The sequence below is a fragment of the Halomonas sp. genome (genome assembly GCF_029263665.1).
GTDB lineage: Bacteria > Pseudomonadota > Gammaproteobacteria > Pseudomonadales > Halomonadaceae > Halomonas.
Map to the genome: position 1 here is coordinate 299,097 of NZ_JAJUFQ010000004.1, position 18,640 is coordinate 317,736.

Here is an 18,640-nt window from a genome sequence, read left to right on the forward strand (position 1 = left end):
AGCATTCCCGATGTTGATGGCCCTTGGCATGTTCGTCTTCCAGACACGCTCCGTGCCCTACCAGCAGCTTCAACGTACCACTCAGTGGCGCCATGCCAGCCAGTCTCGTGTCGGTGATCGTCCCGCCTACCAGTTCGTGGGTCCTGGGACCGACACCATCACACTCTCCGGCACCCTGTTGCCGGAGTTCACCGGAGGCCGCATGGACCTGGACGAGATCCGCGCCATGGCCGACGAAGGCATGGCCTGGCCACTGGTCGAAGGTACCGGCCGGCAGTATGGGCTATGGGTCATCACAGCTGTCGACGAGACCTCGAGCACCTTCTATCGTGACGGCGCCGCCCAGAAGATCGAGTTCACCATTACCCTCGAACACGTCGATGATCAGCGCACCGACTTGATCGGCGATCTCACTACCTACGGGGTCGCCCGACTAGCAGGGGCCTTTGTATGACCACGGCCCATCAGAACGATACTCCTCGCTACCGACGCCCGAGCTACCGCCTCACCCTTGCGGGCGAAGACATCACACCACGCTTGAATGGCCGACTGATTGAACTGCGCTTGCGCGAGCAGCGTGGCCTCGAAGCCGACCAGTTGGACATCACCCTGGCCGATCATGACGGCGCCTTGGTCCTGCCCCGGCGGGGTGCCGAGCTGCGCCTGGCATTTGGTTGGCAGGATGAAGGACTGGTCGACAAGGGGCTGTTCACCGTCGATGAAGTCCAGCACAGCGGTTCACCCGACCAGCTCACCTTGCGTGCACGATCTGCCGACATGCGCGGAGAACTGCCCGGAAAGCGGACCTTCAGCTGGCACAATCTGACCTTGGGAGAAATCGTCGAGACCATTGCCAGGCGTCATAGCCTGGAACCCGTAATCGGCAAGACATTGGTGGGGATTCGCGTCAGCCACATCGACCAGACCGAGGAGTCGGATCTCAATTTCCTGACCCGCCTGGGCGAACGTCACGATGCCATCGCTGCCGTGAAGGCTAGTCACATGCTGTTCACTCTCGCGGGCAAGGCACTCACCGCGAGCGGCCAGAGCATGCCCACCATCACCCTGACACGACGTGATGGCGACCAGCATCGGTACAGCATCACTGACCGTGACGCCTACAGCGGTGTGAAGGCTTACTGGAACAACACCAGCGGCGCCAAACGACAGATCGTGCTGGCCGGTGGTGGCGACAATGCCAAACAACTCCGTCCGACATATGCCAGCGAAGTCGATGCGCTGAACGCAGCCCAATCGGAATGGCAGCGCATTCAGCGTGGTCTGGCAGAGTTCGAATTGACACTGGTCCAGGGCCGAGCGGACGTGTTACCCGAATCTCCTCTGGCAGTGTACGGATTCAAGCCAGAGATCGACGCGACGCCCTGGTTGGTGACAGAGGTGGAGCACACTCTCGGAGACAGCGGCTTCGGCACACGAGTGCAGTGCGAGGTGAAAGGCGTAAGATAGACGTCAGAGAAGAAAATCGAGATGGCCGCGATCAAGTGAGTCTAGGCCGTCCCTAGCCACATGCTAAAATCGACAGTGACGAATTCGGCCTCCCTGGCAGCATTCCTAGGACGCCTATCCTTCGGCGTCATGCTCCAAGCGTGGCTGGCGACCGTACCTCACGCCATTGGCCGTTTCCGCCGAGCAATGAAGGCGATCACCCACATCACGCCATCGCGATCCGTACCTGCCGTACCACCACACCCCGCAAATCAGAATACCGCGCCCAGATCAACTCCCGCGGTCCGGCGGTGGGGATCAATCTCATTCGCCTGGTACCTAACACTACGCACACCACACGCCGAGATGGACTACAAGATGGGAAGAGCTTTTCAAAGCTAAAGGACATTGATAATGTCTAATAAAGACAGGGGAATGTGAATGGACACGCTAGGGCCGCTACCCAAAACTGCTTTAACGGCAACTTGCGTTGCCCCAATATTATTTACTTACTCGTTCATTGCGGCAAAGTCTTCAATGCCGTTCTTGTCGGCTGTACTGTTGTCATCCACATTGATATTAGGCCTCATATGCTCTCTAACCCTTAAGCTAGTAGAAAAAAAATCATATTGCGAAAACATAACTATCACAAGCTTCAGGCCTGCAGACAAAGAAATATCCGGCTACTTCGTATCATATTTAATACCTCTAATGGGTGCCACAAGCGAGTTCTTTACACTTGCAACAAGCCTTTTCTTTGGCGCATTGTTTTTTATTTTTGTATGGGCTTCAAAATCTTTTTACACAAACCCTCTCCTCTCCATATTTGGCTACAAGTTTTACGAAATATCTCTCAGCACGGGAAATACATTATTACTTATAACAAAGAAACAGCTGGTAAACTGTTCGCAAATAAAAAAAATAGCTTATGCAACTCCATACACGGTAGTTGAATCTTATAAAACGCAGGAGAAGTAAATGGAACTGTTTGCATTAACAAAAGAAGCTCCTAGAATTCGAAAAGTTATACTACAAGGAGAAGCTCAAGACGAACTATCCGAAACTGCTCAAGAACAAATCGAAGATTTCATGGCCTTCGAGGAATGCCATGCTCTAGATGCACAATACCGCCCTGAGAATCATGAGGCTTTCAAGATAGAAGATTTTGAAGATCTAGATGGTATTATGGAAGCAGTCAAAGAGCCTGCAGGTGTTATCCCATGGAATACCAGTGAAGAAATAGAAGTCAAAGGTTTCTTCTTCGGAATCCAAGATCATGAAGGCTATACTATAGGCTTACAAATCTTTGATCGCAGACAAATAATTAGCAACAAATTCACTTTGCTATGGTCTAGAAACTCCTTTGAACGAGTTAAAGGCTTAGCACTTTCACTAGATAATAAACTAGCAGCCGTAGTAAAAGAAAATGGAGAAAGTTTAGACCTTTACTTCAAAAGCCTTCACAATGCAAGGAGGCTATTTGACATGGATATGTACTTCAAAGAAGCCACAGAACAGGATGTGAATGATTTTTTTGAAGGGGAGCTTTTTTCAGGGTATGAGCGAGATGAGTCAATGGCTCTAATCGACAACTGGTGCAGAAAAAAAATTGCTTTCATAACAAAAGAGGAAAGATTTAGCGATTTAACAGTAAGCACCATAAAAACAAAGGCTGACGAACTAAATGTCAACATAAATATTGAACAAGATGAACAGGGGAATGAAAAAATCCAATTCCCAGAAGACAAAAAAACACTGAAGAGAATACTCAGATTTCTAGATGAAGACATCTACAAATCATCTCTCACCAATACCATATTCGTTGCAAATAGCAAAAGAAGAGATTAAAAAAGAAAGCGCTAGCCATGCGGTTAGCGCTTGTATTTACAAAAACACTATATCTGGCCAAAAAGTATTTGTCTGTTTAACTAGCGGGGCCAAACGACAGATCGTGCTTGCCGGTGATGGCAACAATGCCAAACAACTACGTCCGACATATGCCAGCGAAGCCGATGCGCTGAACGCAACTCAAACAGAATGGCAGCGCGTATATCGGAGCCTGGCACATATAGCTTCTTGTGCACAGTCTTCCTCCTCGCTCCGCGCAGCACGAACGGGAGCGCTAGGCATCATAACGCACAGCCATCATGTGAATGCCAGCCCAAAGGCTGGCGGCGAGTTTCAGCCCCGCCGCACATGATTGCGTAAACTCTAGTTGATGTACCTGTAGGACTGCGGTGCGATCCCATTGGGGATAAGATCATCGAGTGCAACTGGCTGCTCATAGCGCTTGGGATTTTTAACTTTGATAGCAAACCCCCTATCGCGCCCGCTGAAGTACGACTCGAAAAAGCTAAAACTAATCCCTGCATGAGTCTTGGTTTCTTCCCACAGCTCTTCAGGCTCTAATGCGATAACGCCTCCAACGTCAAACTCGCCGACTACCTTACCGACGGGCATGGTCGCGTATATCACTACTTTTTCAATACCATCCCGCTTGAATATGTTTTTTCTGAATTCAAAGTGCTTACTACCATCCAAAATAGAATCAGCAAATTCAGGCTTAATCGACAATAAGACTTTCATTAATACCACCCTCGATACATATACGCTTCATAGTTTCGCTATGCAGTCTCATAAAGCCCCAATACTCATGCTCATTAAGGCCAAATTGATCAATTAGCTCCCCTCTTGTGATTCGTCTCTTTAAAGCCAAATTATAGCTGAAACGAATGATTACCGGGTAATTTTTTCTGGCATAAAATCCACGCAACTCTTCTGAACTGAAAACGCTATACGGTTCACAGTATCTATAAAATTCATCGAATTCTGAGAACTCTCTGATGCTCCTAACTTCCTCTACCATACATACTGACGTCACTACAGACCGGTACCGGGCAGGACCAGCATTGTCTGAGGTGCGGTAGATTAGAAGAGTATCCCCTCTGCGCAAACACTCGGTACCACGCATTTTGGTCAGATAAACCTTGTGAATACTATTAGTGTGGGAGACATCCTGAACAATGCTTGCATGCTCATTATTTAAAATGGAGTCAGGTAAGAGTCGGGTGTGCCATTTAGGATAAAGAGAAAGAAGAAAGTTTCGATTGGGACGAACGTCGACAAGAGGATAGTTCATGAGAGGATCGGAGTACTCTGCTGAAATCTTCTTCAGCAGTACTAGCTCGATACCATTATGGGTCGATTTTTCACCTGCAACCACGAATCCATAGCGCTGAAAAAGGGAAACCAGTGCGGAATGCTTTGAAAAGACTGTCACATAAATTTCTGTTAGCTCATTCTCGATAGCATGATCAAAAGCTTTTTTGACAAACCTCTCACCCAACCGAGTCCCGTGAGGATTGATTTTTAGGGTACCTATTTTTAAGCGGCGCGCGGATGGTAATGGAGGGGTGACATCGTCCAATCCCTCGTCCTCTATCTTGAGATAAAGAAAACCATCAATTCCACCACTATCATTATAAAAAACGTAAGCGCTATCCCCTGCCCTTGCCTTTTTATCGAACCAAAGGGAAAACTCGGAATAGTCTCCCTTCAACGAATCAAAAAAGGCATCATTCAAGTCTATATCCCGAAAGTATCGTGCAACTAGATTCATCCCTGCGCTCCTTACGTCATAGCCCATCTTCTTTTCATTGCTCAGGCACTATGCCTTGCTGTCATCGAGGACACGGCGACTAACACCTGAGCGATTTATCATGAGATGTCCGTTTGGCCCTACGTCACCCGCCGTCGGTGCTGCATCTGACGGACGTACTCCAGCGTATCTTTCGCCTCTCTTATGAGCGGCTGCTCGCGTCGCTTCAGCTGAGCCGCCCAATACGCAATAGGCATAAATACGGCACCAAACACTGCAGGAACAAGCCAAGGAGAACCGCCATTCACCAGCTGCCATAGATGGCCGCTCAGCAATGAAGCGATAACGCCTGCCGCAATCAGCGTCATCAACACAAATGGGACATTAATGTAGGAACGGATCAGTGCATGCCGTTGCTGCCGTGTAGCCTGATGCTTGATTGCACGGAGATCCGCATCGGTCAACGGTCGCTCTTGCTCGGGAGGCTCCACCGCCGTATTGATAGTAATGTGATTACCAAAGGTGATATTGCCGTGGTTGTCGCCCCCCACGGTCACCGTCATTGCCCGTTCCCGGCCATCATTGGGTAGCTCGTTGACTAACGCACTGATCCTTGTGGCCAGGTCATCCAGACCTTCTTTCCTGTTCATTTCTGCGTATTCCTTATAAATGCATACGCCACGCCAGGATCTACGCCCCGGTCTATGTGGCTTTGTGATCATTTGCCAGAAGTCTGAGAATCGACCCTCTTCTTTTTACAGCGCTGCGTTTCCTCCTATCGATTCACCACCAGTTTCAGCAACCGCGCAGTAGTCTCCGAGTCACGCGAGCCTTCCTGGACCAGGAAGTTGTAGACCTCGGCCACCGCCCGTACATAGTCCGGTCCTGCCGGCGACTTCTTGCCAGCTTGACGAATGATGCGATCAAGCTGATTCGCTATATCTACCAAGAAATCGACATCGATCTCTTTATCACCTGTGGCTGCTACGAGAGCTTCTCGCCGTTCACCAGTAATGACATACAGAACATCAACACCAGCCTCTGCAACGGCCGTCAGATAATTCGTATCGGGGCTCCGAGTTCCCTTCTCGTAATTGATCTGAGTCGTCTTCCCTACCCCGCCAATCGCCGCCAACTCTGTCTGGCTCATAGCCAAGCGGGAGCGCTCTCCTTTTAGTCGCTCACCCAAAGTGCACAATTTTGAACCCTACCTATTGACAGGTTCACATATGTGAACCATCATTTCTTTAGTAAACACGAACGAACACGAGTTAACACTATGCCCGTCCCCCTCACACGTGAGCAAGCACGAAAGATGCTCGAGCAATGCGGTATGAGCATCGCCGAGTTCAGCCGAACTCATGATCTCAATCCCAACCTGGTCAGCGATCTCTTGGCCGGCCGCAAGAAAGGCCTGCGTGGTGAAGCGCATCGCGCGGCCGTCCTGCTGGGTATCAAGGAAGGCGTGATCGATGACTTCCCGACCTCGGCTTCCAATGAATAACCCGTTTCATTCCTGACCTGCTGCATAAGGACATCTGCCATGTACCAGGATCCCAAACGTGTGCGCTCCCGTTACGGCGCCATCAACCTCGACCAATACGAACGACGTCTGATCGATGCATTGGTCGATTACACCGGCATCGACAAGGCTGTGCTGTTGCGTCAGCTGGTGATGAAAGAGGCACTAGAAACACTGGGCATTGCCAGCCTCGACACCCTCACAGTGCCGCAACAGGCGTCGTAACGGCAGGCCCTTTTGAGGACCTCAAGGAGCACTGGATTTATGGCTGACGCCTCACTCCATGACGAACTTCGCCTTCCGATGGATGACGAGCTCGAAGCCGTACTGGAACAGGTTCGTACCCAGCAACGCCTGAACACCTTGGATGAAGCCGCCGAATGGCTCGTGCGCCGACGCTTGCGCAAGGGTACCCAAGGACTGACCGGACGCGGGCGTGCCCTCTACCCCGCAGGGAGACGATAACGATGAGTATCCAACACCAGAATAGACACCGCATTCCTTGCCCGCATTGTGGCGAGACCGCTCGGATCCGAAAGAGCCAGGGGCTCACTCCGCTCTATCGCGACGCGATCGTCGAGTGCCGTAACGAAAACTGTGGATGGCGTGGAAAGGTCTCGATCGAAATCACCCACACCATCACACCCAGCGATATACCGAATCCTACGGTGAGACTGCCTCTGGTTCCCCGGCTTCGCGACTTGGCCCTGTCACAGACAACTATCGCCAGCGCCTGACATTCGATTACTCATCCTACGTTTTCAGGGAATTGATCATGCCAACCGTTACTCCATTGCGCCGCCCACACTTGGATGCCCGCAACCTCGCCGCAGCAAGACTGCTCCGAGATCGCTGGGAAAGTCGCGTCAACGCTCTGGCCAATTGCATTGAGCACCTGATGAGCGTCCATGAAATGACAGAGCAGAACGCAGAGCTGGCCGCCATCCAGGCTTATGCCGAGATCGAGGCGACGAATCAGCAAGCTCGTATCGATGTCGAGGCCTCGACCTCTCATGTAGTGGTGGTGCGCACCGAAGAAAAATACCCGGTGGTATTCACCATTACTGACTTGATGAAGATGCTCGACCAGGCGCGACAGGAAGATCGAGCCATCGTCTTCACCCGCGAGCGGCACAGCCCCACCGTCATCGAGCAATAGCCCGCTCTTTTCAGCACGTTCTCTAATCACGAAACAGAGGAGGCACAGCGTGAATCCATCGCTGCGCCAGGACATTCTTGCGCGCTTGAAGCGCGACTACCGCGCTCAGGAACGGGGTCAGTACCTGCAAAAGGTGCAGTGCCCCGCCTGCGGTAAGCGTGAGGCTTACATCTCGGCTGAAACACCGTGGATGCTCAAGTGTGGGCGAGAGAACAACTGCGGTGCCCAGATCCATGTAAAGGAGCTGTTTCCGGAACTGTTCTCAAGTTGGACCGAGCGCTACGACATCCCAGAGCACCGGGCCAAAAGTGCGACGCCAGTCGCTGATGGCTACCTGAGCGATGGCCGTGGTTTCGATCTGGAACGTATTCGTGGCTGGTATAGCCAGGATAGCTACTGGAAGCCGGATGTTGGCGGCAGCGCCACCGTGCGTTTCGTTCTTCCCGGAGGCGCCCACTGGGAGCGACTGCTCGACGAGCCAGAGCGCTTCGGTAAGCAGAAGGCCAATTTCGCTGGTCAGTACAAGGGCTACTGGTGGCAGCCTCCTGCGCTAACAGTTGCTGACCTGGCCACTGCCGAAGAAGTGTGGATCGTCGAAGGCATCTTCGATGCCATCGCCCACTACCACCACGGCAAAGCAGCGGTCTCGGCGATGAGCTGCGCCAACTATCCCGAGCACGCCCTCAAGACCCTGGCCGATGCTGCTCATGCCGAAGGTACTGCACGCCCGACCTTGGTGTGGGCACTGGATAGTAACCGCGCAGGCCAGAACGCCATACTCAAGCACGTAAAGCGAGCGCGGGCAGCGGGCTGGGAGTGCCGGGCTGCACAGATCCCTGGTGGTGGTCGGCAGGACTGGAATGATGCCCACCAACGCGGCGAACTTACCGATGACCACTACGCTACCTATCGCTACCACGGTGACTTGCTTCTGGCCCCCACCGCCATGGCCAAGGCGCTGATTCTCTACAAGCGCACCGAGCGTCGGGAGTGCTGGTTCGAGTTCAAACGCCAGATCTGGTGGTGGAAGCTGGACGTCGATGCCTTCGACCGCGCTGTTCGTGCCGAAGGTGCTGATGGCGACGATCAGCAGAGTCTCGATCCCAAACTGCGTGATGCTGCCCTGGAACAGTCCGGCAACGTAAAGCGGATCTGCACCTGCTATCCCACTGCACTGTACTACCAGGCCAACTCCGTTACCGACGAAAGCTGGTACTACTATCGCATTGAGTTTCCCGATGGCCGCCCTCCGGTGAAGAACACTTTTTCGGGCGGTCAGTTGGCGAGTGCCAGCGAGTACAAGAAACGTCTGCTTGGCGTCGCTCCTGGGGCGGTCTGGACCGGTACAAGCCAGCAGTTGGATACCTTGCTGCAGGACCAGATCGGCAGCATCAAGACCGTCGAAACCATCGATTTCATCGGCTATAGCAAAGAACACGGCGCCTATGTATTCGGCGACCTTGCCGTCGCCGGTGGGAAGGTCATCACGATCAACAGTGAAGACTTTTTCGAACTCGGTCCACGCAGGCAACTCAAGACGCTGAGCCAGTCGGTCACCCTGCATATCAACCCGGATCGCAATGCCTATAGGACTGACTGGACCCACCATTTGCTGGGAGCCTTCGGTGCAAAAGGTGTGGTGGCCCTGGCCTATTGGCTGGGCAGCCTGCTCGCGGAACAGATCCGTGCCCATCAGGGCAGCTTCCCTTTCCTGGAGATCGTCGGCGAGGCCGGTGCCGGTAAATCGACGTTGATCGAGTTCTTATGGAAGCTGGTCGGCCGCCGTGACTACGAGGGTTTTGACCCCTCCAAAGCCACCATGCCGGCTCGCTCTCGCAACTTCGCCCAGGTCGCCAACCTGCCGGTTGTGCTCATCGAATCCGACCGTGAGCAGGAAGGTGGGACCAAACAGAAGCAATTCGACTGGGACGAGCTCAAGACTGCCTTTAACGGACGCAGCATCCGTGCCCGCGGTGTGAAAAACAGCGGTAACGACACTTATGAACCGCCTTTCCGGGGCAGCATCGTCATCAGCCAGAACGCCACCGTGCAGGCCGGCGAGGCCATCCAGACCCGCATATGCCACCTCCACTTCACCCGTGAAGGCCAGAATCGCCAGACCAAGGAGCTGGCCGAGGCCTTGGAAAAAGCCGAGCTCAAGCATGTCAGTCAGTTCGCCTTGGACGTAGCGCAACGCGAAGCTCTCCTGCTCGATCTGATCAACGAACGCGCCAGAACCTACGCTGAGCGCCTGGCCGATGCCCCCGAAATCAAAGTACTGCGTATCGCCAAGTGCCACGGCCAGTTGATGGCCCTGGTGGACTGTCTCGGCCCTGAAGGTTTGAGGCTATTCGATGCCCAGACCATCGACATCGCCGCCGGCCATGTCTGGCAAATGGCCCATGAACGCCAGCAATCTATCAACGCCGACCATCCCCTGGTCGCCGAGTTTTGGGAAGCCATCGAGTACCTCGAAGGCCTCAAGGTCGAACCGGTGCTTGATCACTACGGGGCCGAGGGAGACCTGGTGGCCATCAATCTCAAGGACTTCGAGCGTACCTGCGCCGAGCACAAGCTCCGCGTGCCCGAGATCCGCGAGCTCAAGCGCTACCTCAAGGGCAGTAAAACTCACAAGTTCGTCGACGCCAACCGCACCGTGCGCTCCCGCATCCGCCTTAACGGCGCGAGCGTGAAGTGCTGGGTGTTCCAGGCATAACCCGGGAGGAGGATCGCATGTACCAACGTACCTACACCCTCGATCAGGCCGCCACATTGCTCAACCTGGGCCGCAACACTCTGGTCCGCCGACTACGAGAAGCCAAGGTTCTCGGCCCCAACAACTTGCCTGTCGGCCGCTACCGCGGCAACACCCACCTGGTGATGGTGGCCACTGGCATCTACTGGCACCCCATCTGCGGCTGGACCCATTACGGCCGTTCCGAATTCACCGATGCCGGGCTGGACCATATCGCCCACAAGCTCGGCATCGATCTCGCCCGTTTGCCTGCACACCACGCACATCGGGCAACACCACAACCTAACCATGCAAGGAGCTGACATGGCCGACAACGCTGATATTGCCACTGAACTGATGGAACGCCGCCTGGAAGGCATCCTGGCCCAGCGCCGACTACCGGATGCCCTTGTCACTGACGACGAATGCGAGGAGTGCGGAAGCGAGATCCCTGCCGCCCGCCGCAAAGCGGCGCCCTGGGCCACCACCTGCATTGAATGTCAGACCATGCTCGAGGAGAAGCGCCACCATGTCCGCTGATCACTTGCACCCGGCGAAGCAAGAACGGATCACCAGCCTGATCCATACCTCTGTCGACGATGCTCGTTCCAGCCTCGAGCTAATGCTCATCAAGGATGGTGCCGGCTACACCCTGGAGATCACCACTGGCGCCCTTCTTCGCCTGGAGGTCACCTGCACTCAGAAGACGAGTCACCGGAAAGCGTTCACCACCGCTGCTCGCAAAGCACTCAAACAACTGGAACGAGGGCCACAATCATGATGCCTTCAATTACCACTCACTCCCTCAAGGGCGGCCGATTGGCACAAGCAGCTGCCATGCTCTGTCAGGATCCAGGCTTTCGGCTCTATTTGGATCATCGCAAGCGCCACAAGCTCGGCCTGTGCATCAGCCAGCTCCCCGATGGCACCCATAGCGAGCAGGATGCTCGGGAGTGGTTATGCGCCGCTTGCAATATCCAGAGCCGGGCCGAACTGGATCATCACCCGCAGGTCGCAGCTACGTTTCACGCCATACGCTCTCGATTTCGCCGCTGGTATTTGCGGCAACGCCCCAGGAGTGCCTGAACACCATATCGACTCCTACAGGTCAGTTGCAGGCTCGGCCTTGCCGCCCAGTCGGGCGGCCCTTTCCCACAACACATTTTCTTCGTCATTGGAGATTCCACGATGGCAGACGGCGTCGAAGTACGCGGTAACACTGTGCGCGTATATTTTCGCTGGCAGGGAGAGCTCTGCCGCGAGCCCCTTCCTGGAGCAGCCACCAGTCGCAATATCGAACATGCCAAGCGGCTTGTGACGATCATCCACTACGAGATTGAGAATGGCACCTTTGACTACGTCCGGCACTTTCCGGATTCCAGCCGTCTTCATGAAAATCGGTTCGGCTACTACCTAGACTTGTGGCTAGCCATCAAGGAAAACGAGCTCGCCTATTCAAGCTACCGAGGCATCGCTTCAAAAACTGAGACCCATGTGCGCCCACGCTGGGGGGCAGAACAAGCCGATGCCATCGATCACATCGAACTCCAGAACTGGATCCAGAAAGACCTGGCCAAAAAGCTGGCCAACAAGACGATCAAGGAGATTGTCAGCATCATGCGGCAAACTTTCCGACTCTATGCCACTCGCAACAAGAAAGCCTTCGACCCGACCCAGGGCATCACTGTCCGATTGCCGGATGACGAGGATCCCGACCCATTCACTCGCAGCGAGATCGAGAAGATCCTAACCACACCGACGAAACGTGTCCAGGAGCTCAACCTGATCAAGTTCGCTCTGTATGACGGCCCGAGGATCTCCGAAGCCCAGGCACTGGCCTGGGAGGATGTGCTTGATGTCGAGAAAGGGATCATCCGCTACCGGCGCGCGGTCGTCCGCGGACGTTTCAAGGTCACCAAGACCAAACGTTCGACGCGTGTACATCACTTACTGAAACCGGCTCGAGAGGCGCTCCAGGAGCAGTATGCTCTCACCGGCAGCTTGCCGGAGTTAGCTTACGAAATCGTCGACCGTGACAACCGTACCGTGAGAAAGGAAAAGCTACGCCTGGTGTTTCTCAACTCGCAGAGCGGCAAGCCCTTCTATGAGAATGCCATTCGCCAGCGGTTCTGGAAGACGCATTTGGCAAAAGCCGGTGTGCGTTACCGGGGCCCCAACCAGTGCCGGCATACCTTCATCAGCCAGATGCTATCTCTGGGTGATGTGCCTCTCCATTGGATCTCGAACCATGTCGGCCACTCCACTATCAACATGATCCAGCGCCGCTACGGCAAATGGATTCACGCTGATGGCCAGAACGTCTCGGAGCTGATTGAGAAGCACCTGGGCATGTAAGCCATCTCCAGCACCACACCGCCCTTCGGGGCGGTTCTGTATTGGCCTTGAGATAACGGTATAAAGAACTGTCAAAACGACTCTTCGTATATTCGTATTCCCAGATTTGTTCCCAAAACCGTTCCCAAGGGTCCAAAACGAAGAAGGGAAACCAAGCTAAATGCTTGATTTCCCTTCAAAATTCTGTGGCGGAGGGGGAGGGATTCGAACCCTCGATGCCTTTCGACATACACACTTTCCAGGCGTGCTCCTTCGACCACTCGGACACCCCTCCGCATTGTCATCCCAAGCACTTCTGCAGCGCGTTGCGCGTACCGTTTCGCTCAAGACGGCGCATACTTTAACGGCTTAAGTTCGCGATTGCAAGACAATTTCTGTCTTCTGCTCTGTTCCATTCTCCTTCGCCGGTGGCTCCGGCCCGGCCATCGACGGAAGTGGCATGGAGAGCACCTGCAGGAAGTTTTACCTTGAAACACTAATGTTGAGCTTGATAACAACCACCTCCCCTCGCCGACAGGCACTCAAGGAAAATCATGTCCGATACCGTTACATTGACCCTGCAGCAGGCTGAGCAGCTCAGTCTCGACATTCTGACCCGAAATGGCTTCAGCGATGCCCATGCTGCTGCCATTACGCGTAGCGTGCTGGCGGCTCAGCGCGATGAATGCCACTCCCATGGCCTGTATCGCATCCTCAATTGTGTCGAAGCGGCTCGCCTCAACGCCATCGATCCGCGTGCCGAACCAGAGATCATTGATCAAGCGCCCGCCGTTGTCAGGGTCAACGCACACCAGGGCTGCTCGCTGCTGTCCATGGAACAAGGCCTGCCGCTGCTGGTGAAGAAGGCAAGAACAGCCGGTATTGCTCTACTGGGTATCAATAACTGCTTCCACTTCTCGGCACTCTGGTCGGAAGTCGAAGCGCTTTCCTCACAAGGGGTGGTCGGCATTGCCATGAACCCCACTCATGCCTTCGTTGCCCCTGCCGGTGGCCGCAGGCCTCTGCTCGGCACCAACCCTTTCGCCTTTTCCTGGCCTCGACCGGGCCAGACACCCTATACCTTCGACTTTGCCACCAGCGTTGTGGCACGCGGAGAAATCGAACTGCATCGTCGTGCGGGAAAGCAGATACCTGACCACTGGGCGGTGGATGCCGACGGCAACCCCACCACCAGCCCCGAAGAAGCCCTTGCAGGTGCCATGCTGACTTTCGGGGGGCACAAGGGATCGGCGCTGTCGACCATGATCGAGCTACTGGCCGGGCCCTTGATTGGTGATCTGCTGGGTCATGAAACCCAAGCGCCCACTGCTGAGGAAAGCGGCAAGCCATTCCACGGTGAACTGCTGATTGCCATTGCTCCCGAGGTCCTTTTGGGAGATCAGGCTGCCCAGCACCTATCCCATGCGGAGCGGCTGTTCGAAGAGATCATTGATCAGGATGCACGCTTGCCCTCGCAACGTCGCTATGCCGCCAGAGAGCGAAGCCTGGTCAATGGTGTCACGATTCCCGAGGCACTATATCTCGAGCTCAAGGCGCTGCTGTAGGACAGTGCTTTCGTGGAGGTGTTCAAGAAGTGTTCAAGAGGTGTCCTGAAGCCACCCAGTGGCGGATGATTACTTCAGCACTGCATAGTCGCCGCTGGCTTCCAGGCATAGTGTATCGCCACACCAGAGCTGCTGGACCAGAGAAATACGCCCTCGCCCCTTCTTATCAAGCTGTTCCGCGAGTCGCTTGGCAGCATCGTCCTCTGCCGGCTTGCACACCAAACGGTAATCGCTGGTCACCGGGGCCAGAAAACGCTGGCTGGCCTCTGCCACGACAACATCACGCTGGATGCCCTGATGACGCAGCCATAACGTGACCCAGCACCAACCGAGCAAGGTGGTCTGGGCAGTCAGCCCTCCGCCAAAGCCGGTGCCCTTGTCATTGAGGTTGGGTTCAATAGCGAGCTCCCAGATGAGGGCGTCCCCATCCCGTTGCATCTCGCGGATTCCCATGGCGCTCACCATGGGAATCGCTTCCTCCAGCCACTGAAGAAAGGCCGCCAGGTCGTCCTCGGCTTCGGGCAGAGGGAGACGAGGATGAGGAATACCGACCTGACGCATTTGAGTTCCCTTTTTCAGTTCCCGTGTTCGACTCAGTTCCAGTGCTCGACAAAGCTGTCGATGTCATGCGTTGGCAGAGGCTTGTGGCGCCCGCCCATCTGGCCGATATAGATGAAAGCGATCAACTCATCATCGTCCCCCAGGTGCAGCCCTTTGCGTACCGTGGCATCGAAGGCGTACTTGCCACTGCGCCACATGGCACCAAGTCCCTGCGCGTGGGCGGCCTGTACAATGCCATGGGCAGCACAGCCGGCAGAAATCACCTGCTCGATCTTCGGCACACCGGGAACATCCGGCGTCACCTTGGCCACCACGGCGATAATCATGGGTGCACGCTTGGGTTTCATGCGTGCAGCATTGAGCACATCATCCGAGGCACTGGGGTCCTCACGAAACTCGGCTTCGGCAAACAGCTCGCCAAGGCGCTCCAGGCCCGCACCAGAGAACTCGATAAAGCGCCAAGGGCGCAATTCCTTATGATCAGGAGCCCGTACAGCAGCACGGTATATCGCCTCCAACTGCTCGGCATTCGGTGCAGGCCCGGTCAACTTGCCCATGGAACTGCGCTCATGCAGCAACGTCATGGCATCCATCGATAATCTCCTGAATATGGATCACAAAACCCTAATAGAAGGCATTATTGCCGCGCCAGACGCAATGGCATCGGTGGTTGCTCTCCTGGTGTTCCGCGCCACGGACTGATATCCAGGCCACCACGGCGGACATAGCGCGCCAGCACCAGAAGGCGCTCAGGCTGCGCCTTGGCCATCAGGTCCATGAAGATATGCTCTACGCAATGTTCATGAAAATCCTGATGCTGACGGTAACCCACGATATAGCGCAACACCCCCTCACGATCGAGCTTGGGTCCACGGTAACGAATCAGAACGCTCCCCCAATCAGGCTGGCCAGTGACCGGACAGTTGGACTTGAGCAAGTGCGACGTCAGCGTTTCTTCAACAATCTCTTCACTTACCCGTAGATGATCAGCGCTGGGGGTATAGTCATTGATATCGATATCCAGTTCATCGACACACTCGCCGGGCAACGGTCGCGTCTGCAGGGCATCCGCATCGACGGAGAACAGCTCCACCAGGACTTTGGCTCCTGCCGCGGCAGACAGGTCGCGTTCAAGCGTGACGATGACATCTTCACGAGTGTCAAAGTGGCTCTGGTTGAAGCTGTTGAGGTAGAGCTTCCAGGATTTGGACTCGATCAGATTCGGTGACTCGGCAGGCAAGCGAAAGCGCGCCACCGCAACGATCGGCTTGCCCCTGGCATTGAGCCAGGACAGCTCGAAGGCATGCCACTCATCTTCGCCCACAAAAGGCAGCTCGCCTTCCTTGATCCCCAGTGGCGCCCGATTGGCTGCCCGGGGAATCGGAAACAACAGACTCGCGTCATAGTGCTCCGGATAAGCGGCATCACGCCCCAGTGGAGCATGTTCCAGTGTTGCCGGACGTTCGTTGGAAACAGATTTCGTCATCAGGGTAAATCTCGTTGCAAGCCTTGGGATGCTCCGGGTTAGGTTCTAATACCCTTGCCACGTTCCAGCATCCACAGCGCTATGGCGAACAGCACCACAATAAAACCAAAGACAGCCAGCAATGCCCAGCCAACGGGGATGTCTGACACACCGAGAAAGCCGTAGCGGAAGACATTGACCATATACAGGATGGGGTTGAGCATCGACGCGGCTTGCCAGAAGGTCGGTAGCAAGGAAATCGAGTAGAACACGCCCCCCAGATAGGTCAGCGGCGTCAACACAAAGGTTGGCACGATGGAAATGTCATCGAACTTCTTGCCCAGCAGCGCATTGATGAATCCACCGATGGCAAACAGCGCAGCCGTCAGCACCACTACGCCAATGGTCAACAGCGGATGAGCCACCTGAATACGAGTAAAGAACAATGATACACCAGTGACAATGATGCCGACTCCCAATCCACGCGCCATGCCTCCCAGCACAAAACCCGCCAGGATCACCCAATTGGGCATGGGCGACACCATCATCTCCTCGACACTGCGTTGAAACTTGTTGGAGAAGAAGCTGGATGCGACATTGGAGTAACTATTGGTGATCACTGACATCATGATCAGGCCGGGAACGATGAAGTCCATGTAGCTCTGGCCATCCATCTCGCCGATACGCGAACCGATCAGGTTGCCGAAGATGATGAAGTACATGGTCATGGTGATCGACGGCGGCAGCAATGTCTGCGGCCATATCCGCGTGAAGCGCTTGATCTCCTTGACCACCAGCGTCCACAGCGCGACTGCTATCTGACTGGCATTCATCCCTGAATCTCCTTCTTGCTGCCCTGCTCCACCATGGAGACGAACATTTCCTCCAGGCGATTGGCTCGATTGCGCATGGACATGACCTCAATGCCTTCACGATGCAGCGCATCGAAAACATCATTGAGCCGCTGACCACGGTGCACCATCACCGACAACTGAGCGGCATCGACCCGCTGCACTTCAAAACCTTCGATCACCGGGGCCTGTTCAATGGGGGCTGCCAGGTCAAGCAGGAAGGTCTCAGTGTCGAGTTCGGCCAACAGCTCACGCACACTGGTGTTACGGACGATTTCTCCGCGATTGATGATGCCCACGTTGCGGCACAGGCTTTCCGCTTCTTCCAGATAGTGAGTGGTGAGGATAATGGTGGTGCCTTCATCACGATTGATACGCTGCATGTATTCCCACATGCTGCGCCGCAATTCGATATCCACCCCGGCGGTAGGCTCATCCAGAATCAACAGTTTTGGCCGATGCATGAGCGCCCGGGCAATCATCAAGCGGCGCTTCATGCCCCCCGACAGGTTGCGCGCTGCACCATTGCGCTTGTCCCACAGGCTGAGATCACGCAGCAGGCTTTCTGCCCGCGGCAGCGCTTCTCGCCGCGGCATGCCGTAATAGCCCGCCTGGGCCAGGACAATATCGATGACCTTCTCAAACTGATTGAAATTGAATTCCTGAGGCACCACGCCGAGGTGGTACTTGGCCTTGGCGAAGTCTTCATCGATATCGATGCCGAAGATCTTCACCTTGCCTGCCGTCTTCTGGACCAGCGAGCAGACCACGCCTAGCGTAGTGGACTTGCCAGCCCCGTTGGGACCGAGCAATGCATAAAAATCACCCTGCTGAACATCGAGATCGATGCCCTTGAGAGCTTGAAAACCATTGCCGTAGACCTTGGTCAGGCCACGAATGGACAGCGCCGGTTCGGCCATGAGCAAATCCTGGAGAATGTCAGAGGAATCGCCACCTTCCGCACACTGGCTTGGCGGTCAGGAAGACGATTAGATAGAGGGCTTAACATATGGGGGTGAAGCAATGTGACTTCAAGCCCACAGACAGATAAGTCCAAGAGACTTGTGCGAAAAGCAAGCTGCAGAGAGATATTAGAGCAAGAGGCGCAATCGACAGAGCCAGCGTTCCAGATCGCGACTCCAACCTTGGCTTTCATGCAATGAATCAAAAACTGGAGCGGGAAACGAGATTCGAACTCGCGACCCCAACCTTGGCAAGGTTGTGCTCTACCACTGAGCTATTCCCGCTTGAGAGGAGGCGATGCGAAGTGGCGTCCCATAGGGGGTTCGAACCCCTGTTCCCGCCGTGAAAGGGCGGTGTCCTGGACCACTAGACGAATGGGACGCATGGAGCGGGAAACGAGATTCGAACTCGCGACCCCAACCTTGGCAAGGTTGTGCTCTAC

The 18,640-nt window shown here is 54.9% G+C and carries 25 protein-coding genes and 3 tRNA genes; 16 read left to right on the forward strand and 12 right to left on the reverse strand.

Annotated features, from left to right (window positions below):
• Positions 1–10: 10 nt before the first annotated feature.
• The 4 genes from Q1K07_RS06200 (at position 11) to Q1K07_RS06215 (ending at position 3,294) form a co-directional block, all read left to right on the forward strand.
• Complete coding sequence (locus tag Q1K07_RS06200; protein WP_300309234.1) at positions 11–454, forward strand: phage tail protein; 444 nt, start codon at positions 11–13, stop codon at positions 452–454.
• Positions 451–1,467 carry a phage late control D family protein gene (locus Q1K07_RS06205; RefSeq protein WP_300309235.1) on the forward strand — a complete coding sequence of 339 codons (1,017 nt, stop codon included), beginning with the start codon at positions 451–453 and terminating at the stop codon, positions 1,465–1,467. The genes Q1K07_RS06200 and Q1K07_RS06205 overlap by 4 nt, the downstream gene beginning before the upstream one ends.
• Before the next feature lie 420 nt (positions 1,468–1,887).
• Positions 1,888–2,424 (forward strand): hypothetical protein, encoded by a 537-nt coding sequence (locus Q1K07_RS06210; RefSeq protein ID WP_300309236.1) that lies wholly within the window; start codon positions 1,888–1,890, stop codon positions 2,422–2,424.
• A complete protein-coding gene (locus Q1K07_RS06215; protein ID WP_300309237.1) occupies positions 2,425–3,294 on the forward strand; it encodes a hypothetical protein in 870 nt (289 codons plus the stop codon).
• Positions 3,295–3,657: 363 nt separating this feature from the next.
• Here the strand turns inward: Q1K07_RS06215 and Q1K07_RS06220 are convergent, their stop codons facing one another.
• From Q1K07_RS06220 to Q1K07_RS06235, 4 genes are all read right to left on the reverse strand, one after another.
• A complete protein-coding gene (locus Q1K07_RS06220; protein ID WP_300309238.1) occupies positions 3,658–4,032 on the reverse strand; it encodes an ASCH domain-containing protein in 375 nt (124 codons plus the stop codon).
• On the reverse strand, positions 4,010–5,065 hold the full coding sequence (locus Q1K07_RS06225; protein ID WP_300309239.1) for a GNAT family N-acetyltransferase: 1,056 nt from the start codon (positions 5,063–5,065) through the stop codon (positions 4,010–4,012). The genes Q1K07_RS06220 and Q1K07_RS06225 overlap by 23 nt, the downstream gene beginning before the upstream one ends.
• 119 nt (positions 5,066–5,184) lie before the next feature.
• A complete protein-coding gene (locus Q1K07_RS06230) occupies positions 5,185–5,694 on the reverse strand; it encodes a hypothetical protein (RefSeq protein WP_300309240.1) in 510 nt (169 codons plus the stop codon).
• Between the two features lie 125 nt (positions 5,695–5,819).
• Positions 5,820–6,200, reverse strand: a complete 381-nt coding sequence (locus Q1K07_RS06235; protein ID WP_300309241.1) for a helix-turn-helix domain-containing protein — start codon at positions 6,198–6,200, stop codon at positions 5,820–5,822.
• Between the two features lie 123 nt (positions 6,201–6,323).
• On the opposite strand from Q1K07_RS06235, the gene Q1K07_RS06240 reads away from it, so the two are divergent.
• The 11 genes from Q1K07_RS06240 to Q1K07_RS06290 all read left to right on the forward strand — a co-directional run bounded on the left by Q1K07_RS06240 (position 6,324) and on the right by Q1K07_RS06290 (position 12,814).
• Positions 6,324–6,548 (forward strand): DNA-binding protein, encoded by a 225-nt coding sequence (locus Q1K07_RS06240; protein WP_300309242.1) that lies wholly within the window; start codon positions 6,324–6,326, stop codon positions 6,546–6,548.
• A 39-nt stretch (positions 6,549–6,587) separates the two neighbouring features.
• Positions 6,588–6,791 (forward strand): hypothetical protein, encoded by a 204-nt coding sequence (locus tag Q1K07_RS06245; RefSeq protein ID WP_300309243.1) that lies wholly within the window; start codon positions 6,588–6,590, stop codon positions 6,789–6,791.
• 39 nt (positions 6,792–6,830) lie between these two features.
• Entirely contained in the window at positions 6,831–7,031 is a 201-nt protein-coding gene (locus Q1K07_RS06250) for a hypothetical protein (RefSeq protein ID WP_300309244.1), read from the forward strand.
• A 2-nt stretch (positions 7,032–7,033) separates the two neighbouring features.
• The gene (locus Q1K07_RS06255) at positions 7,034–7,303 is read left to right on the forward strand and encodes an ogr/Delta-like zinc finger family protein (RefSeq protein WP_300309245.1); all 270 of its coding nucleotides are present in this window, start codon (positions 7,034–7,036) and stop codon (positions 7,301–7,303) included.
• A 38-nt stretch (positions 7,304–7,341) separates the two neighbouring features.
• Positions 7,342–7,725, forward strand: a complete 384-nt coding sequence (locus tag Q1K07_RS06260) for a hypothetical protein (protein ID WP_300309246.1) — start codon at positions 7,342–7,344, stop codon at positions 7,723–7,725.
• Positions 7,726–7,774: 49 nt separating this feature from the next.
• On the forward strand, positions 7,775–10,441 hold the full coding sequence (locus Q1K07_RS06265) for a toprim domain-containing protein (protein ID WP_300309247.1): 2,667 nt from the start codon (positions 7,775–7,777) through the stop codon (positions 10,439–10,441).
• Between the two features lie 17 nt (positions 10,442–10,458).
• Entirely contained in the window at positions 10,459–10,782 is a 324-nt protein-coding gene (locus Q1K07_RS06270; protein WP_300309248.1) for a hypothetical protein, read from the forward strand.
• Between the two features lies 1 nt (position 10,783).
• Entirely contained in the window at positions 10,784–10,999 is a 216-nt protein-coding gene (locus tag Q1K07_RS06275; protein ID WP_300309249.1) for a TraR/DksA C4-type zinc finger protein, read from the forward strand.
• Positions 10,989–11,240, forward strand: a complete 252-nt coding sequence (locus Q1K07_RS06280) for a hypothetical protein (protein ID WP_300309250.1) — start codon at positions 10,989–10,991, stop codon at positions 11,238–11,240. The genes Q1K07_RS06275 and Q1K07_RS06280 overlap by 11 nt, the downstream gene beginning before the upstream one ends.
• A complete protein-coding gene (locus Q1K07_RS06285; RefSeq protein ID WP_300309251.1) occupies positions 11,237–11,545 on the forward strand; it encodes a hypothetical protein in 309 nt (102 codons plus the stop codon). Before Q1K07_RS06280 ends, Q1K07_RS06285 begins: the two co-directional genes overlap by 4 nt.
• Before the next feature lie 102 nt (positions 11,546–11,647).
• Entirely contained in the window at positions 11,648–12,814 is a 1,167-nt protein-coding gene (locus tag Q1K07_RS06290) for a DUF3596 domain-containing protein (protein ID WP_300309252.1), read from the forward strand.
• Between the two features lie 186 nt (positions 12,815–13,000).
• Here Q1K07_RS06290 and Q1K07_RS06295 read toward each other — a convergent pair.
• Positions 13,001–13,088: transfer RNA gene (locus tag Q1K07_RS06295), tRNA-Ser, on the reverse strand.
• 259 nt (positions 13,089–13,347) lie between these two features.
• On the opposite strand from Q1K07_RS06295, the gene Q1K07_RS06300 reads away from it, so the two are divergent.
• Positions 13,348–14,358 (forward strand): Ldh family oxidoreductase, encoded by a 1,011-nt coding sequence (locus tag Q1K07_RS06300; RefSeq protein WP_300309253.1) that lies wholly within the window; start codon positions 13,348–13,350, stop codon positions 14,356–14,358.
• Between the two features lie 69 nt (positions 14,359–14,427).
• Here Q1K07_RS06300 and Q1K07_RS06305 read toward each other — a convergent pair whose 3' ends face one another.
• The 7 genes from Q1K07_RS06305 to Q1K07_RS06335 form a co-directional block, all read right to left on the reverse strand.
• Complete coding sequence (locus Q1K07_RS06305; protein WP_300309254.1) at positions 14,428–14,919, reverse strand: YiiD C-terminal domain-containing protein; 492 nt, start codon at positions 14,917–14,919, stop codon at positions 14,428–14,430.
• A gap of 32 nt (positions 14,920–14,951) precedes the next feature.
• Positions 14,952–15,512 carry a nitroreductase family protein gene (locus Q1K07_RS06310; protein ID WP_300309255.1) on the reverse strand — a complete coding sequence of 187 codons (561 nt, stop codon included), beginning with the start codon at positions 15,510–15,512 and terminating at the stop codon, positions 14,952–14,954.
• Between the two features lie 44 nt (positions 15,513–15,556).
• Positions 15,557–16,405 carry an NADPH-dependent 7-cyano-7-deazaguanine reductase QueF gene (gene queF, locus Q1K07_RS06315; protein WP_300309256.1) on the reverse strand — a complete coding sequence of 283 codons (849 nt, stop codon included), beginning with the start codon at positions 16,403–16,405 and terminating at the stop codon, positions 15,557–15,559.
• A 38-nt stretch (positions 16,406–16,443) separates the two neighbouring features.
• Positions 16,444–17,217 (reverse strand): ABC transporter permease, encoded by a 774-nt coding sequence (locus Q1K07_RS06320; RefSeq protein ID WP_300309257.1) that lies wholly within the window; start codon positions 17,215–17,217, stop codon positions 16,444–16,446.
• Positions 17,214–18,155, reverse strand: coding sequence for an ABC transporter ATP-binding protein (locus Q1K07_RS06325; RefSeq protein WP_300309258.1), 942 nt, complete (start codon positions 18,153–18,155; stop codon positions 17,214–17,216). The genes Q1K07_RS06320 and Q1K07_RS06325 overlap by 4 nt, the downstream gene beginning before the upstream one ends.
• A gap of 252 nt (positions 18,156–18,407) precedes the next feature.
• Positions 18,408–18,482: transfer RNA gene (locus tag Q1K07_RS06330), tRNA-Gly, on the reverse strand.
• 21 nt (positions 18,483–18,503) lie between these two features.
• Positions 18,504–18,579, reverse strand: a tRNA-Glu gene (locus tag Q1K07_RS06335).
• Positions 18,580–18,640 lie beyond the last annotated feature (61 nt).

Excerpts from the sequence above, each read along its gene's own strand:
- Q1K07_RS06320 (WP_300309257.1), bottom strand. The coding sequence starts at position 17,217 with ATGAATGCCAGTCAGATAGCAGTCGCGCTGTGGACGCTGGTGGTCAAG.
- Q1K07_RS06275 (WP_300309249.1), top strand. The coding sequence starts at position 10,784 with ATGGCCGACAACGCTGATATTGCCACTGAACTGATGGAACGCCGCCTG.
- Q1K07_RS06245 (WP_300309243.1), top strand. The coding sequence starts at position 6,588 with ATGTACCAGGATCCCAAACGTGTGCGCTCCCGTTACGGCGCCATCAAC.
- Q1K07_RS06305 (WP_300309254.1), bottom strand. The coding sequence starts at position 14,919 with ATGCGTCAGGTCGGTATTCCTCATCCTCGTCTCCCTCTGCCCGAAGCC.
- Q1K07_RS06250 (WP_300309244.1), top strand. The coding sequence starts at position 6,831 with ATGGCTGACGCCTCACTCCATGACGAACTTCGCCTTCCGATGGATGAC.
- Q1K07_RS06260 (WP_300309246.1), top strand. The coding sequence starts at position 7,342 with ATGCCAACCGTTACTCCATTGCGCCGCCCACACTTGGATGCCCGCAAC.
- queF (WP_300309256.1), bottom strand. The coding sequence starts at position 16,405 with ATGACGAAATCTGTTTCCAACGAACGTCCGGCAACACTGGAACATGCT.
- Q1K07_RS06215 (WP_300309237.1), top strand. The coding sequence starts at position 2,425 with ATGGAACTGTTTGCATTAACAAAAGAAGCTCCTAGAATTCGAAAAGTT.
- Q1K07_RS06205 (WP_300309235.1), top strand. The coding sequence starts at position 451 with ATGACCACGGCCCATCAGAACGATACTCCTCGCTACCGACGCCCGAGC.
- Q1K07_RS06230 (WP_300309240.1), bottom strand. The coding sequence starts at position 5,694 with ATGAACAGGAAAGAAGGTCTGGATGACCTGGCCACAAGGATCAGTGCG.
- Q1K07_RS06240 (WP_300309242.1), top strand. The coding sequence starts at position 6,324 with ATGCCCGTCCCCCTCACACGTGAGCAAGCACGAAAGATGCTCGAGCAA.
- Q1K07_RS06325 (WP_300309258.1), bottom strand. The coding sequence starts at position 18,155 with ATGGCCGAACCGGCGCTGTCCATTCGTGGCCTGACCAAGGTCTACGGC.
- Q1K07_RS06225 (WP_300309239.1), bottom strand. The coding sequence starts at position 5,065 with ATGAATCTAGTTGCACGATACTTTCGGGATATAGACTTGAATGATGCC.
- Q1K07_RS06200 (WP_300309234.1), top strand. The coding sequence starts at position 11 with ATGTTGATGGCCCTTGGCATGTTCGTCTTCCAGACACGCTCCGTGCCC.
- Q1K07_RS06285 (WP_300309251.1), top strand. The coding sequence starts at position 11,237 with ATGATGCCTTCAATTACCACTCACTCCCTCAAGGGCGGCCGATTGGCA.
- Q1K07_RS06310 (WP_300309255.1), bottom strand. The coding sequence starts at position 15,512 with ATGGATGCCATGACGTTGCTGCATGAGCGCAGTTCCATGGGCAAGTTG.
- Q1K07_RS06210 (WP_300309236.1), top strand. The coding sequence starts at position 1,888 with ATGGACACGCTAGGGCCGCTACCCAAAACTGCTTTAACGGCAACTTGC.
- Q1K07_RS06270 (WP_300309248.1), top strand. The coding sequence starts at position 10,459 with ATGTACCAACGTACCTACACCCTCGATCAGGCCGCCACATTGCTCAAC.
- Q1K07_RS06290 (WP_300309252.1), top strand. The coding sequence starts at position 11,648 with ATGGCAGACGGCGTCGAAGTACGCGGTAACACTGTGCGCGTATATTTT.
- Q1K07_RS06220 (WP_300309238.1), bottom strand. The coding sequence starts at position 4,032 with ATGAAAGTCTTATTGTCGATTAAGCCTGAATTTGCTGATTCTATTTTG.
- Q1K07_RS06280 (WP_300309250.1), top strand. The coding sequence starts at position 10,989 with ATGTCCGCTGATCACTTGCACCCGGCGAAGCAAGAACGGATCACCAGC.
- Q1K07_RS06300 (WP_300309253.1), top strand. The coding sequence starts at position 13,348 with ATGTCCGATACCGTTACATTGACCCTGCAGCAGGCTGAGCAGCTCAGT.
- Q1K07_RS06255 (WP_300309245.1), top strand. The coding sequence starts at position 7,034 with ATGAGTATCCAACACCAGAATAGACACCGCATTCCTTGCCCGCATTGT.